This is a genomic window from Hominimerdicola alba 8, from assembly GCF_000178155.2.
GTDB classification, from domain to species: Bacteria; Bacillota; Clostridia; order Oscillospirales; family Ruminococcaceae; genus Hominimerdicola; species Hominimerdicola alba_C.
On the sequence record NZ_ADKM02000122.1, the window covers coordinates 199814 to 213681 of the forward strand.

Sequence of the window (13868 nt, forward strand, 5' to 3'; positions counted from 1 at the left end):
ACGTGAAAGGAACTATAACATGTTTTCGGAAGATATTGAAACAGTCCGCGATGTTGACTGTGAGATAAAGGATAAAACTTATGATAAGGAAGTCATTGCTGATGTCGATTGCTATGGCTATGAATTTCAGTCGGTGGTGTTCACGGGGTGCAGATTTATCAGCTGCGATATGACAAAGACGAGCTTCTATCGATGCAGATTTGAAAAGTGCGATCTTTCAAACTGCAAATTCATTGATGGATATTTCAAAGAGTGCGAATTTTCTCACTGCAAGGCGAACGGAGCGAATTTCGGGAGAGGCGTCATAAAACAGTCTGTATTTAAAAGCACTTCACTGACATACGGGCTGTTCTCTGAAACAAATTTTGACGACTGTAAGTTTGCAGACTGCGATATGTCGGGTGTACTGCTGTCACAAAGCGTTATCAAACGCACCGAACTGAAAGATGTGAAACTGATCGGCGCAGAACTTTTTCATGCGAGCATTCGCGGACTTGACCTGTCGAAGTGTGATATCTCAGGCATTGTTCTTTCACGCGAACTAAGCGAACTCAGGGGCGTTACAGTCAATTTTGAGCAAGCAGCCGACCTTGCAAAGCTGCTTGGCGTTATAGTTAAGTGAGGTGAGATCAATGCAGTTTTCTGATAAAACAGAACTTATCACAATATTTCAAGATACTTTGGAAAGATGCCAAAATGATGTCACACTGTCTTCGGCTGTGGAAAACTCACTGAACATGCAATATGTGCTGAAAGACGGCGAAGAGGTCGATCTTGATGCAGTTTTGTATGATAAGCCCGCAGATATCACAGTTTCAATGCGCCGTACTATCGAAGCGGCAGAATATTATAAAGACAGCAAGGTCTGTGTGCTGAATTTTGCTTCTTCTAAAAATCCGGGCGGCGGTGTAGCTAACGGTGCGCGTGCGCAGGAAGAGTGCATCTGCCGTGTTTCAACGCTTTATCCATGCCTGTCATCTGAGAGGATAATGAACGGATTTTATCTTCCTCACAGATCGATGTTCAGCGATACCCTCTATAATGATGACCTTATCTTCACGCCGAAAGTATTCTGCATCAAGACTGATACCACAAGACCTGTGATACGTGACCGCAAAGAATGGTTCACGGTCGATGTCATCACCTGCGCATCGCCTAATCTCAGCGCTTACACCCGCATCGGTGATGAACAGCTGGAAAAGATACAGCAAAAACGCCTTGAACGAGTTTTTCTTACTGCTATAAAAGAAGGGACAGAAACACTTATTCTCGGTGCGTTCGGATGCGGCGCATTCAGAAATCCGCCTGAAGTCGTGGCGCGGGTGATGAAAGCGCTTTGCGACAAGTATTCACATTATTTCAAGACTATTGAATTTGCGGTCTACTGCACTAAGAAAAATCCTCGCAATTACGAAGTTTTCTGCGATGTTTTCGGTGTCGAACCCAACTGTGTCCTTAAATGACCTCACTGCCAAAAGTTGAAGTCTTTTTTTATACGATAATATACTTGAAATTAATTCTAAAATAGTATATAATAGATAATAATAGTGCTTATTCGATAAATGCTGATGAGCAAAATACCATTTAAGGCTGTGATAAAATGAAAAATTCTTCGACTTACAAGGCTACTGACATTATCGCGGGTTTTGAGTGCCGTCCCGGTATATATACGCTGAACGGTGCTTCTGCGATGCTAAAAGCAGTCAACTTCACCATTCATTCCGCCAACGCCACAGGCTGTTCGGTGGTGCTTTTTAAACGCGGCGAAACTGAACCTTTTGCAATTATACCAATTCCTGACAGCTATCGGATCGGTGATACGTGGTCTATAATGATCTACGGACTGGACATCTACGAGATAGAGTACTGCTACCGCTTTTCAGGAGAGTATGCGCCTGAGAAAGGACACCTTTTTGATAACAAGACCAATATACTCGACCCATACGCAAGGGCTGTCACCGGGCAGAGTGTCTGGGGTGTCAAGTCAAACAAGTCGGGCGGGTATCACGGAAGGATAACGACCGATAAATTTGACTGGGGAACTTTTGTAAAGCGAAATATCCCATTCTCCGACCTTGTTATCTATGAACTTCATGTGCGCGGCTTTACAAACAGCATTACTTCGGGAGTAAAGCATCCGGGTACTTTTGACGGTGTTATCGAGAAGATACCGTATCTCAAAAAGCTGGGCATCAACGCCATCGAACTCATGCCTGTTTTTGAGTTTGACGAGCTTTATGAAGAGCGTCGTCACAACGGCGACCTGCTTATGAATTACTGGGGCTACAACACTACCTGCTTTTTTGCCCCAAACACCAGCTACGCTTCGGGGATAGAGTATAACCACGAGGGTGACGAACTTAAAAATCTTATACGCACCTGCAACGAGAATGGCATTCAGGTATTCCTTGATGTGGTTTTCAACCATACTTCCGAAGGCAACGAGGACGGACCTGTTTTCTCGTTCAAGGGACTTGACAACAGTGTTTACTACATGCTCACCCCTGACGGCAAGTATGTAAATTTCAGCGGGTGCGGCAATACGATGAACTGCAATCACCCCGTAGTTCAGCAGTTTATTATAGACTGTCTGCGCTACTGGGTCATCGAATACCGCGTTGACGGCTTCCGTTTTGACCTTGCATCTATTCTCGGCAGAAGTGAAGACGGCACTCCGATGGAGAACCCGCCGCTGCTTAAAACCATCGCCTATGACCCTATACTGCGCGGTGTCAAGCTGATAGCCGAAGCATGGGACGCGGGCGGACTTTATCAGGTCGGCAGTTTCCCCAGCTGGAACAGGTGGGCTGAGTGGAACGGGCGTTTTCGCGATGACCTGCGCTGTTTTCTTAAAGGCGATAACGGCATGGCATGGGCGGCAGTACAGAGGATAACAGGTTCGGCTGACCTATACCCGCCCGAACGCTGGCATAACGCTTCGGTGAATTTCCTCACCTGTCATGACGGTTTCACCATGTATGACCTCTATTCATACAATGTCAAACACAATGAAGCAAACGGCTGGAACAATACCGATGGCGATAACAGCGTAACAAGCTGGAACTGCGGCACTGAGGGAGAAACTGATGACCCCGAGATAAACGGTCTGCGAATGCGTATGATAAAGAATGCCTTTGCAACACTATTTTTCAGCAGAGGAGCGGTAATGTTCTATGCGGGTGATGAATTTTGCAACACGCAGTTCGGCAACAACAATGCCTACTGTCAGGATAACGAAGTTTCGTGGCTGGACTGGACAAGGCTGAAAAAATACCGCGAGATACACGATTTTGTACGCGATATGATTGCTTTCCGCAAAAACCACGAGGTCATACGCCACGCCACCGCACCCAGCGGTTTTGGCTTTCCCGATACCAGCATACACAATTCGCTGGCATGGAATGACAAGTTCAACGACCATGACCATGTGGTAGGCGTTATGTTCGCGGGGCGTGACAAAAAGGGCAGGGAAGATGCCGTGTTCATCGGCATAAACAGCTATTGGGAGGAATGTCCCATTGAACTTCCCGCACTCCCCGAAGGTTATGACTGGAACATAGATTTTTACACATATGCGCCCTACAAAAAGGGCACAGACTACAATGCACTCATATACCGCAGCGGCAACACTTACCACGTCAAGCCGCGAAGTGTTATCGTTGCATCAGCAATATCAAAACAGGGACTTTACAGGTGAACTAATGGATATAAACAAAGTGATATCTGCCCGCGAGTATGATTTTCTTCGCGAGCACCCAAGACTGGGCGATAATATCGCTCTGCTGACTTTTGGCGGCAGTATAGCTTATGGTCTTAACACGCCGGGATCTGACATTGATGTGCGAGGCATAATAATGCCCGACCCCGATGACCTGCTGGCTCAGGGGCTTGCAAAGGGCGATGCGGGGGACGAGCATCTTATCTACGGCAACTATGGTTTTGAACAGTATATTGACCGTGTAACTGATACAAATCTATACGTACTGGGAAAAATATTCGGACTGCTCTACAAGTGCAATCCCAATACCATCGAGATACTGGGCTGTAAGCCCGAACATTATGCGATGGTCAGCGAATACGGAAAGATGCTCCTCGATAACAGGGAAGTCTTTTTAAGCAAGCTGGCATACGGCTCTTTTGCGGGATATGCAAGAGGTCAGTTCCAACGGCTTAAAAACGCCATTGGCAAAGACAACGGCTCTAATGTTTTCAAGTGTATAAGCCTTGCAGATTCTATCGAACGAATACAGCGACATCTTGAAGAAAGTTGTCCGAGTTATAAGCGTGAGTCGCTGAAAATGTTCATTACCGACCATAACGGTGAACCGATAACTGTAAACGGCAATCCTGTCGATGCCTATGATGTCGGTGTGTTGTTCAATGAAGAAATAAGCGAACTGACAGTAGGCGGAAAGCCGATCTCTGATGAAGATGTTCAGCTGAGTTTCTGCGTTGATCTCGATATGATCCCCGCCAACGAGTTCAATGTGGTGACAAACGAGATAACTTCAGGCATCAAGGAGTTCAATAAGCATCTGGGACACCGCAACCACAAAAAGGACATCTACCACCTGAACAAGCACGCCATGCACCTTGTAAGGCTGTATCTTATGGCTGAGGATATACTCACACGCGGCGAGATAGTGACCTACCGCGAAAAAGAGCATGACCTGCTAATGACCATAAAGACAGGCGGTTATTTCAATGAAGAACAGAACAGCCTCAACACGGAATTTTTTGATATGGTGACAGCATTTGACAAGCGTATGCTTAAAGCATACGAGAACAGCAGTCTGCCTGAAAGACCCGATATGGCAAAAGTCAGCGGTCTGCTGAGGGAGATACATCTGAAATATCTGTCATCGCTTATGAAGTAAGGAGGAAAATGATGGCATACCCAAAGGGAGAAAAATTAAGTTCAGACTCCATTACCGAGATCACAAAGCTGATCCAGTATCGCGATATAAACGGTCAGAACAGGCTTTTTGGCGGTCGTCTGATGGAGTGGATAGATGAAGCGGCAGGCGTTGCGGCGATGCGTCACTGCGGCGGCGATGCTGTTACGCTCATGGTGGACAGCCTTAAATTCAAACACGGTGCATTTATCAATGATATCGTTGTGCTTATCGCAAAGGTCACCTACGTGGGCAGAACTTCGATGGAAGTCCGCGTTGATACTTACGTGGAGGAAAAAGCCACAGGTCTGCGGCGCGCGATAAATCACGCTTATCTTACTTGTGTACATGTCGATGACAAAGGCAGACCAAAACCCATCGAATTCGGCTTAAAGCCTGTAGGCATTACCGAACAGGCAGAATGGGAGGGCGCACAGAAGCGAATAGCCATCCGCAAACAGCGCAATGCTGAGGGGTATTGAACACCAAAAAAGACCATCGATACACCACCGATGGTCTTAAAATTTTTCTTATACAGGTATCTTACCATTGAGTTTGTCAATTATAGTCGGCAGTTCAGCATCTATCTTGTCATTATCAAGCTGACATGTACCTGCATTTGCATGACCGCCGCCGCCATAAGAAAGGCAAAGCTGACCTATATCGAACTGCGAACTTCTGTTGATGATAGACTTGCCGATCATTACCGCCGTATTCTGCTTTTTGAAGCCCCATGCAACATGCACTGACAACTCTATCTCAGGCCACATAGCATAGACCATGAAACGATTGCCTGCATATATGACATCTTCCTTGCGAAGGTCGATAACTGCGACTTTATCATGTATCTGTGTGATCTCTTTCAGCTGTTCCTTGAACTTGTCCTGCTGTTCAAAATAGAGGTCAACGCGCTCTTTTACATCAGGAAGTTTCAGCACATCTTCTATCGAATGATCAACACAGAAATCTATCAGCTTCATCATCAATTCATAGTTCGATATGCGGAAGTTGTGAAATCTGCCAAGACCCGTTCTTGCGTCCATCAGGAAATTCATAAGCACCCAGCCTGATGGATTTAAAATCTCTTCCTCGGTAAAATCAGCGCTGTCGCCCTTGTCTACTGCGTCCATTATTTCTTCCGAAACGCCATGAAATACCAGTTCACCGCCGTAATAGTCATAAACTACACGCGCCGCAGATTTAGCATTGCCGTCAATTATGTACTTGCCGAGATAGTCTTCAAGTTTGTTTCTTCTAAGCTCACTCTCATGGTGGTCAAAAGCCAGTCCGACCCGTTTGTCAAATGGCAGATTTGTGGTTATATCGTTCTCGTTAAGCTCTATCTTGCCGTCCTGAACATCTTTTGGGTGAACGAATTTTATCTCATCGATTATACCGATCTCCTTGAGCAGCATAGCGCAAACCAAGCCGTCAAAGTCACTTCTTGTAACAAGTCTTCTCATGTTTGCCTCCATATTATTCTTAAATTATCGCAGTTTTTGCGAACTGCGAACCGAACAATCTTAACCTATATACATTATATCAAATTTACATGTTAATGTCAATAGGTATTTGCTTAAAAATGACTAATTTTTGCAGATTATTTTTGTTATAGTATAAAAATAGTCATTCTTTATGCTAAAAAAATTATTAAGTTGATTTTTTTAACGGGATATGTTATAATTATTGCATAAAAGTCCATGAGAAGGTTTGTTATAGTATTCCAGTTGAAAGGCGTGGTATATACGGACAAGGATATCTTTATAAATGCTCAGAACGACAATGCAAACAATTATCGTTCTGCACTTAGCGAGATCGCCGCAGGCAGAAAGCGAAGCTGCTGGATCTGGTATGTTTTTCCTATCCTTAAAGAAGAAGAACTTATGGTTGATTTTTACAGCAGATATTTCGCATTTGAAAGTCTTGATGATGCAAAAGCATATGCGGCTGACAGTTTGCTAATGGAACGCCTTGCAGAGATCACCGAAGCTATTCTCGTTCACGACAGACCTATTGCCGAAATAATGGGTTCTGCGATAGATGTTGATAAACTGCATGCTTGTATGACGCTTTTTCAGGCGATCGCCCCTGAAAACAACTGTTTTGAACGTGTGCTGAACAAGTACTATAACGGTAAGCCGCGCCGATCTACCCTGAAATTGATAGAACAAATATAAAAAGCCGCAGAACGTTCTGCGGCTTTTGCTGTTATCCCGAAAGGGAAGTGCTCAAAGCGAGTTGAGTTTCTTCTGCAATTCGATCATGTGGTTGCGACAGGCGGTTATCTCACCTGTGTACTTGTTGAACCACTCGACATCATTTTCATCAGGCTCTTCCTGCAACAGCACCGCCTGCACCAGTGCCGACTGAGATCTTGAACGCTTTCGTTCGATCTCCTCGATCGTCTGCCTGCATATTTTTATCTCACGTTTGAGTTTTCTTTTTTCGTTCATTTTTATCACCTCATTTATCTGTTGTCATCGACCCATCTTATCGACCGAGTCCACAACAGCCTTTGCTTCTTCATAACCCTTATCAAGATTTGCATATATGTCGTCAAATGATTTTTTCAGATCTTCCATCCTTTCGGACATCTGCTCAGGGTATTTTATCAGGCAGGTCGTCACCTCGTTGAAGATTATCTGCTTATCGGAAGTTTCGTTCATCAGGAAAAGAAAAGAGTTTGCACATGTCACAAAACTCGTGATACGTTTGTATCTCTCCTCCACATCTCCCTGATGTGCCACATACAGTTCTATCTCTCTCGATGCGTGGTTTATCTCCGTCATATACTGCTTGCGGTATGTTTCCTGCACACGATGAGTTTCGTCTATATATAACCCGATAAATACAAGAAGCGCGACCAGCGTTATCCCAAAAAGAACGAACGCAGTTATCATTCTACGTTTCATTATCTTCTCTTGGTTCAACCGCTGTCACCTCCTCTTCTTCGGGCTGCCAGCCTTCCTCCGCCAGCCTTTGTTTTTCCTTTTCGATAGCTTCTCTTATTAGCTGCTGCTTGTATTCAGCGGCTTCTTCCTGCTTTTTCCTGCTGACTTCACGGCTGAGTTTTGCAAGCGTCCTGAGTTCATATATACTCACCAGACCTATCGGTATCATCACACATATCAGCAGTATCTTTTTGGGGTCTGCAAAAGAGTTGACCCATATAAAAAATCTTGCTTTGCCTGTGTATCTGCCGACTATTCGCTCAGGTCTGACCTCAACACTGTCATTGACAGGATTTGCATCGCCCCTTGTAATGAACGTGTGGTCATCGGTTATCCCGGCGATCCTGTGTGTAACCAGCATTCCGTAAATATCAGACTGTTCTGAGTAGAAAGATATCACATCTCCGACAGCGAGTTTGTCAGTATCGGTCTTTTCTACCATAATGTAATCGCCAACATGTATCGATGGTTCCATACTGCCTGTGACGACTCTCAGCACGCACTTTCCAAAAACATCGACCGCCTTGTTCCTTGCAGCGCATATCATCACATAAGCTGTGAATATTATAGCTGCCACCAGTATGACTGTAGTGATGATATTGGCTATCCTACTTGACTTCTTTTCGATATCGACGGTGTTTTCAGGTATGTCAGCATCTTTGTTCTCGATCTTTGCGATGAGTTTCCGCTCTTCTTCGGCACGTTTGTTGCTGTGGCTGAGGTCATATAATCTGCGCTGTTCCTCAAACCATCTGCCGATCTTTGTGGCAATGCTTACATGATACTCCTTATACAGCCGCTTCATCTCAGTGTCTATCGCAAGCTGTTCTTCGGGAGTTCTGTTAGGCGGCACGAATACAGGCTTTGGTTTGCCCTTCATCTGTGCCTTTTTACGTTTCTTGAACTTGTAATTGTCTATGCTTCGCAGTAAACGGTACTTGAAGGTCTGTGCGTATTTCTTGTAGTAGACCTCCATTGCGTTGCGCTTTTCCAGTTCCTCTGCTTTCTGACGCTTTTTCTCCTCGCGCTCTGCAAGTCTGCGCTTGAGATCGGGGTCGTCTGTGTCTTTTGGTATGATGCCGAATATCACAGCCAGCAGATACCGTATAAGGCGCGGTATAGCATATATCGGGTTGCGCGAATATTCCTTGTATATCGTTCGGAACGGTTTGTTCTCGAAATACTCGCGCTCAGCTTTGAGTCTTTGTGCCCGTTCTGCTTCACGCCGCTCTTTTTCCTTGCGCTGCTGTTCCAGTTTGAGCCTTGCCGCCACTGCTCTCGGATCCTCGAATTCTTTTTCTTCTTCGGATTCCTCAGCCTGCTCTTCCATAGCCTCTCTGACCTGATTTACCTCTTCTTCGGTAACTTCTTCGTAGGCTTGTTTTTGCAGTTCTTCTTCGGTAGGCTCGTTGTTTATCTCGTCTTTGTCAAGACCCTCGGCTTCGCCCAGTTCATTGCGGACGTTGCTCTTGTTCTGATTTATGCGCTCACGCTCAGCGGCGATACGCTCTTCTTCCTCGCGGCGCTTTCGTTCTTCTTCCTCACGCCGCCGCATATCTTCAAGCCTTGCCTGACGCTCAGCTTCTTCGCGCTCACGCTGTTTATCGGCTTCCTCCTGCTCTCTCCGTTTCTGTTCGAGCATTTCTTTGAGCCGTCGTTCTTCTTCTTCCTTTCGCTGACGTATCTTTTCCAGTTCTTTACGCCGTTCTTCTTCGATACGCCGCTGTTCTTCCTGACGCTTTTCTTCTTCAAGCCGCTGTAGTTCAGCTTTTTTACGCTCTTCCTCCATCTGCTTGATGAATTCACGCTCAACATCAATGACGATGTTTACCTCGTCAAAGACCTTTCTTATATCTTCGGGCAGATTCTTCTTTATCTTGAAATCGGCTTCGCTTGCCACATATCCTGCAACGCCCTCAGCGACAACACTGTAGTCGCCTGAAAGTTCACCATTGAAGCGTTTCACGACCTTAGGCGTGATATTCCTGCCGCGAGGTTTGCTGACTTCGACCAGGCGCTTAGCCTTTTCATCATCTTCCGTATAATTTCTGAATAGCAGAAGATTTAAAACCACCAGTTTATAAAAGTCTTCTATGTACTTAGCTTCAGGCTGAACAGCCGTGTCCTTTACGTTGATCTCGTACCCGACCTTTTCATAACTCTCAATATATTGCCAGAGCATCAGACATGCTTTGAGATCAACGTTTTTCATTATCGCATTGGTACGCATTATAGGCGGTCTGACATAGGTGTTGCCAAGCGCCTGACAAAGTTCCGAACCCTTGTAACCCTCAATGGCTTTTTTCAGCTTCTCGACCCTCTGCCAGACTGTGTAGCCGCTCTTGTTATAGCTGTCAAGGCTTGAAGTAGTTTCCAGCTTGACTTCAATTTTCATTCTGCCGCCCGCGCCGTCATCTATAGAGGTATCGTAACCCAGCGTAAAAACTTCTTCATCACGCGACACCTGCGCGAGTTTTTCGTATCTGGTCGAAATGAATATATACAGCCTGTCTACCAGTGTATTGATGAACTTGTTCTCATATGTTGCAAGGCTTTCTTCCTTATGTACATTGAGTACTTTTGATGGTGTTATCTTCTTTGTCTTTGCGTCGAAACTTTGTATAAGGTCTGTGTGCTGTGCCAGGTGCTTGACCGATTCAACAGTTATTTTCCTTGAAAGTGCTATCGGCACTATCTCCTCAACATCTTCGATAGTCCGTCTGGGATTTCTCAGCACGTTATCCAGATGCACCAGACCATTCTCGATGGCTTCTACCCAGCTTACATCTATAGCTTTAGCCATCAGCTTTCGGTTCATCGCGAATGTGTTTTTGCTTGAATGCAGCAGCTGATCCAGCGATCCGAACAGCTCATCATCTTCAAAAAGCCCTGTAGACTGCTTAAAATCCTCGTACCATTTGCCGTACAAGCTATCCAATCGCCTCACCTGCCTTTTTTATTATTGACTGCAATAAATATCAGAACAGTTTTTGCAGTCTTTCAAGATATTCGATGGATTCCTTCATCTTGTTCTTGCCGAAGGATTTGTTCATGTAGACTACAAGTTCTCTGAGTTCATCTCTCAGCATAGCAAGGTTCAGCGACTCGAATTTTCTGAATATCTTAGTCGCCAGAACATAGTCTATACCCTCAAGTTCCTCACCGCCGCAGGCAACGTAAACAGGTACGAACAGACCCATCTGCTTAAGTATACGGTTACCGAAAGCCACACGCAGCTTTTCAATTACCCAGAGGTCAAGCTGCTGTATCTTTTTCAGATTTTCCTGTGATATAGGATACTTGTCGAACGCTTCCTTGAAAAGCATATCCAGATGATCATAGCCCAGGTTGACAGGACCGGTATCGGGTGCGTCGAAAGCGATACCCTTTGCATCAAGATTGATAGGCTGTGCTCGGTCGTATACCTTATCCGAGATAGCATAAGTCGAGTCATCGTTGTTTGCAGTACCGATGTACCATATATTCTGCGGTATGCGCAGCTTGCCTCTGTCGAGATTGATAGGGTCTGTGCTCCATACATTGGGCACCAGATCGAGTTCCCACTCATCAGCATTCGGCATTTCGAGTATTGACAGCATCTCAGCGAAATAATACTCGATACGTGCTATGTTCATCTCATCGAGCAGTATAAGGTTGATGTCGTTGTTGTAGCTTGAAGAATAGATCCTCTTGAGAACTTCGGTCTCATTGAAGTTCTTGGTGAATTCGTTGAAGTAACCGAAAAGCTCTGTTCTGTCACGCCACGAAGGCTGAACAGAAGCAATGGTCGTATCGTTCTGCAAAAACTTACCAAACGAGTAGGGAAGCGAGGTTTTACCTGTACCCGATATACCCTGCAGGATTATGAGCTTTGTGGAAGCCATGCCCGCGATGAAAAGCCGGATAGTCTTAGGTTCATAGAACAGGTGCATGCGCGAGCAAGCAAAGTTTCTGTAGGTATCGCAAAGTCCTGCCAGAGTGATGCCGTTATCATACTCAGGCGGAGTGTAGGTCTTGTAGAAGTTATCAACTTCCATAAGGCGTGAAAATCTTCTGTCTGCGGTCTGGATAACGCCGTCTTCTGCTACCTCACCCTCGACAACAGGCACACCGTTCTCACCCTCTGCAACAGCCGAAGGAACGTTCGCACCAGCCAGTGACAGCGCACCCGAAGTTGGTATACCCATCTGAGATACCTTCATTGCCATTATCTCGTCCTTTTCCTTAGTCATTTTCAGCACTTGCCGCTGAAGATCGGCTATCTCCTCCAGCAGATCTTCATTGCTGACGATAGAGTGTCTGAAACGGATATATTTACGTGCAGCCAGCACTATCATAAGCCCTATCAGCACGTAGACTGCAACGACAAGTATCACTGCAAGCACAGCGAGTATCCAGCCAAGAGCGCCAAAATCTGTGGAATAGGTCTTGAAAATATCTATGTAATTTTTGATGTTGAATATCTGTTTTATCCCATGCCACAGACCGCTGAAGATCGTAGCAAAGCCTTTCAGCATTTCAGAGATGAAAACAAAAAACCATTTGAGAAATCCGTTCATAGTCTTCTCCTGTTTTAATGAAGCCGCCGCTAAATGGGGCTTAAATACTACGCTTCGTTTTCGGGAACTTTATCGGAACTGTCGCCGCTCTGTTCCTTTTTCTGCTGAGCAAGGTATTCTTCGATGGCTCGCTTCTTGATCTCTTCCTCGTCTTCTTCACTAAGTTCAGGCTTTTTAAGTTCTATCAGAGTTACGATGAACTTGTAAAGTTCTACCAGGAAGAAAACCGCCATCGGGATAACTATACATATGAAGAATCCCTTTTTCGTTCTCAGAAAATTCATTACCTTGCCAAAACCGCCGATCTTGAACTCTGTCCATTTGCCGATTACATCACCGGGCAGGACCGGTATAGTATCATCGATCTGGTTGTTGTCGCCTCGTGTCACGAAACTTCTGGAACCATCAATTTCTGTTATATCAACAATACGGTGAGTGTTCTTGACTTTCTGACCATCGATTATCGTCCAGAATGTTATGACATCGCCTTTCTGCAGGGAATAAACATCATCGATCTCTTTGCACATTATAAGATCATCTTTTGCAAATGTGGGCTTCATCGAATCAGACTCAACGGTCATCGGGATATAGCCCAGAAGATTTGCCACACCGTTGTTCCTGCCTGACGAGAATACAATAATGGTGATAAGCAGTGCCAAAATAAGCACTATCCACACCAACACATTCGCAATTACTTTTACCACTGTTTTCATACGTATATCTCCTTAACCTTTTTTTAAGTAGTTTCAACTATCTTGAAATCCATTCCCAGCTTGAGCGTGCCGCCAATAAGAGCATCGGTACAGTCGGGGTCATTGCCCTCAAGCCAGATGACAACGGTGTATTTATCGCGTGCCTGCGGTTCAAAGCCCTTGTGATCGGTAGTCATAACGACTGTTGATGAAGTAAATTCGCTGTCACAGTCGCTCTCTTTTCCTGCACCATTTGACTTGGTCTTGCCGTACACAGTCTTTTCGCCGTTTTTATAGACTGCCACACGTACTGCTTCATCAACATTGTTTGTGACATTTTCTATAGACATTACACCTTCATAGCTTATCGTGTCATCACCGGCATTAATAAGGTAGAAGGTGTAAGCGATATAACTTTCGCCGTTGTGACTGCCGTTTATCATGTCAAGATTATCGGGAAGGTCTTCTCCGCTGATATTTGTCATGTCATAAACGATATTTGCGTTCAGTACTGAATTAGTCTTGTCATATTCCGGGACCTCCGACAAAGTCAGTCCTTGACGCATCATGTCATATTTATTGATCTTAACTGTAAAGCTGCCGTACTTGTCGTAGAAATATGATATAGCATATGCGATGGCGATGACCGCAACAAGCAATATGACTAAAAGCCCTAAAACACGCATTACAACTACATGCCGTTTAGTTTCCTTGGCAGTACGTCTTAACTCCAGAACATCAATTACTCTAGTTTCTGCCAAATCAGATTCT

Annotated in this window: 13 protein-coding genes; 6 read left to right on the forward strand and 7 right to left on the reverse strand. The window is 45.0% G+C overall.

Annotation, left to right across the window (positions count from 1 at the left end):
* The first annotated feature begins 19 nt into the window (after positions 1-19).
* The 5 genes from CUS_RS15065 (at position 20) to CUS_RS15085 (ending at position 5377) form a co-directional block, all read left to right on the forward strand.
* Positions 20-622 (forward strand): pentapeptide repeat-containing protein, encoded by a 603-nt coding sequence (locus CUS_RS15065; protein WP_002852039.1) that lies wholly within the window; start codon positions 20-22, stop codon positions 620-622.
* Positions 623-632: 10 nt separating this feature from the next.
* On the forward strand, positions 633-1463 hold the full coding sequence (locus tag CUS_RS15070; RefSeq protein WP_002852195.1) for a TIGR02452 family protein: 831 nt from the start codon (positions 633-635) through the stop codon (positions 1461-1463).
* Between the two features lie 137 nt (positions 1464-1600).
* A complete protein-coding gene (locus CUS_RS15075; protein WP_002852064.1) occupies positions 1601-3697 on the forward strand; it encodes a glycogen debranching protein in 2097 nt (698 codons plus the stop codon).
* 4 nt (positions 3698-3701) lie between these two features.
* Positions 3702-4877 (forward strand): DNA polymerase beta superfamily protein, encoded by a 1176-nt coding sequence (locus CUS_RS15080; RefSeq protein ID WP_002852214.1) that lies wholly within the window; start codon positions 3702-3704, stop codon positions 4875-4877.
* Positions 4878-4888: 11 nt separating this feature from the next.
* Positions 4889-5377 carry an acyl-CoA thioesterase gene (locus tag CUS_RS15085; protein ID WP_002852298.1) on the forward strand — a complete coding sequence of 163 codons (489 nt, stop codon included), beginning with the start codon at positions 4889-4891 and terminating at the stop codon, positions 5375-5377.
* Positions 5378-5425: 48 nt separating this feature from the next.
* Here CUS_RS15085 and CUS_RS15090 read toward each other — a convergent pair whose 3' ends face one another.
* Positions 5426-6358, reverse strand: coding sequence for a hypothetical protein (locus tag CUS_RS15090; RefSeq protein WP_002852034.1), 933 nt, complete (start codon positions 6356-6358; stop codon positions 5426-5428).
* 237 nt (positions 6359-6595) lie between these two features.
* Here CUS_RS15090 and CUS_RS15095 point away from each other — a divergent pair, with 237 nt between their 5' ends.
* Positions 6596-7072: a DUF1810 family protein gene (locus CUS_RS15095; protein ID WP_050792246.1), complete on the forward strand. Its 477-nt coding sequence runs from the start codon at positions 6596-6598 to the stop codon at positions 7070-7072.
* Between the two features lie 51 nt (positions 7073-7123).
* On the opposite strand, the gene CUS_RS15100 is transcribed toward CUS_RS15095, so the two are convergent.
* Genes CUS_RS15100 through CUS_RS15125 form a run of 6 tightly spaced genes read right to left on the reverse strand, consistent with a single transcriptional unit; the run spans position 7124 to position 13858 of the window.
* The gene (locus CUS_RS15100; protein WP_002851980.1) at positions 7124-7348 is read right to left on the reverse strand and encodes a hypothetical protein; all 225 of its coding nucleotides are present in this window, start codon (positions 7346-7348) and stop codon (positions 7124-7126) included.
* Between the two features lie 24 nt (positions 7349-7372).
* The gene (locus tag CUS_RS15105) at positions 7373-7807 is read right to left on the reverse strand and encodes a hypothetical protein (RefSeq protein ID WP_227945481.1); all 435 of its coding nucleotides are present in this window, start codon (positions 7805-7807) and stop codon (positions 7373-7375) included.
* A complete protein-coding gene (locus CUS_RS15110; RefSeq protein ID WP_227945482.1) occupies positions 7797-10784 on the reverse strand; it encodes a signal peptidase I in 2988 nt (995 codons plus the stop codon). Before CUS_RS15110 ends, CUS_RS15105 begins: the two co-directional genes overlap by 11 nt.
* Before the next feature lie 40 nt (positions 10785-10824).
* Positions 10825-12405 carry a hypothetical protein gene (locus tag CUS_RS15115; RefSeq protein ID WP_002852337.1) on the reverse strand — a complete coding sequence of 527 codons (1581 nt, stop codon included), beginning with the start codon at positions 12403-12405 and terminating at the stop codon, positions 10825-10827.
* Between the two features lie 47 nt (positions 12406-12452).
* Positions 12453-13118: a signal peptidase I gene (locus CUS_RS15120; protein ID WP_002852101.1), complete on the reverse strand. Its 666-nt coding sequence runs from the start codon at positions 13116-13118 to the stop codon at positions 12453-12455.
* Positions 13119-13141: 23 nt separating this feature from the next.
* Positions 13142-13858, reverse strand: a complete 717-nt coding sequence (locus tag CUS_RS15125; protein ID WP_037277640.1) for a hypothetical protein — start codon at positions 13856-13858, stop codon at positions 13142-13144.
* Positions 13859-13868 lie beyond the last annotated feature (10 nt).

Excerpts from the sequence above, each read along its gene's own strand:
- CUS_RS15065 (WP_002852039.1), top strand. The coding sequence starts at position 20 with ATGTTTTCGGAAGATATTGAAACAGTCCGCGATGTTGACTGTGAGATA.
- CUS_RS15070 (WP_002852195.1), top strand. The coding sequence starts at position 633 with ATGCAGTTTTCTGATAAAACAGAACTTATCACAATATTTCAAGATACT.
- CUS_RS15075 (WP_002852064.1), top strand. The coding sequence starts at position 1,601 with ATGAAAAATTCTTCGACTTACAAGGCTACTGACATTATCGCGGGTTTT.
- CUS_RS15080 (WP_002852214.1), top strand. The coding sequence starts at position 3,702 with ATGGATATAAACAAAGTGATATCTGCCCGCGAGTATGATTTTCTTCGC.
- CUS_RS15085 (WP_002852298.1), top strand. The coding sequence starts at position 4,889 with ATGGCATACCCAAAGGGAGAAAAATTAAGTTCAGACTCCATTACCGAG.
- CUS_RS15090 (WP_002852034.1), bottom strand. The coding sequence starts at position 6,358 with ATGAGAAGACTTGTTACAAGAAGTGACTTTGACGGCTTGGTTTGCGCT.
- CUS_RS15095 (WP_050792246.1), top strand. The coding sequence starts at position 6,596 with ATGAGAAGGTTTGTTATAGTATTCCAGTTGAAAGGCGTGGTATATACG.
- CUS_RS15100 (WP_002851980.1), bottom strand. The coding sequence starts at position 7,348 with ATGAACGAAAAAAGAAAACTCAAACGTGAGATAAAAATATGCAGGCAG.
- CUS_RS15105 (WP_227945481.1), bottom strand. The coding sequence starts at position 7,807 with ATGAAACGTAGAATGATAACTGCGTTCGTTCTTTTTGGGATAACGCTG.
- CUS_RS15115 (WP_002852337.1), bottom strand. The coding sequence starts at position 12,405 with ATGAACGGATTTCTCAAATGGTTTTTTGTTTTCATCTCTGAAATGCTG.
- CUS_RS15120 (WP_002852101.1), bottom strand. The coding sequence starts at position 13,118 with ATGAAAACAGTGGTAAAAGTAATTGCGAATGTGTTGGTGTGGATAGTG.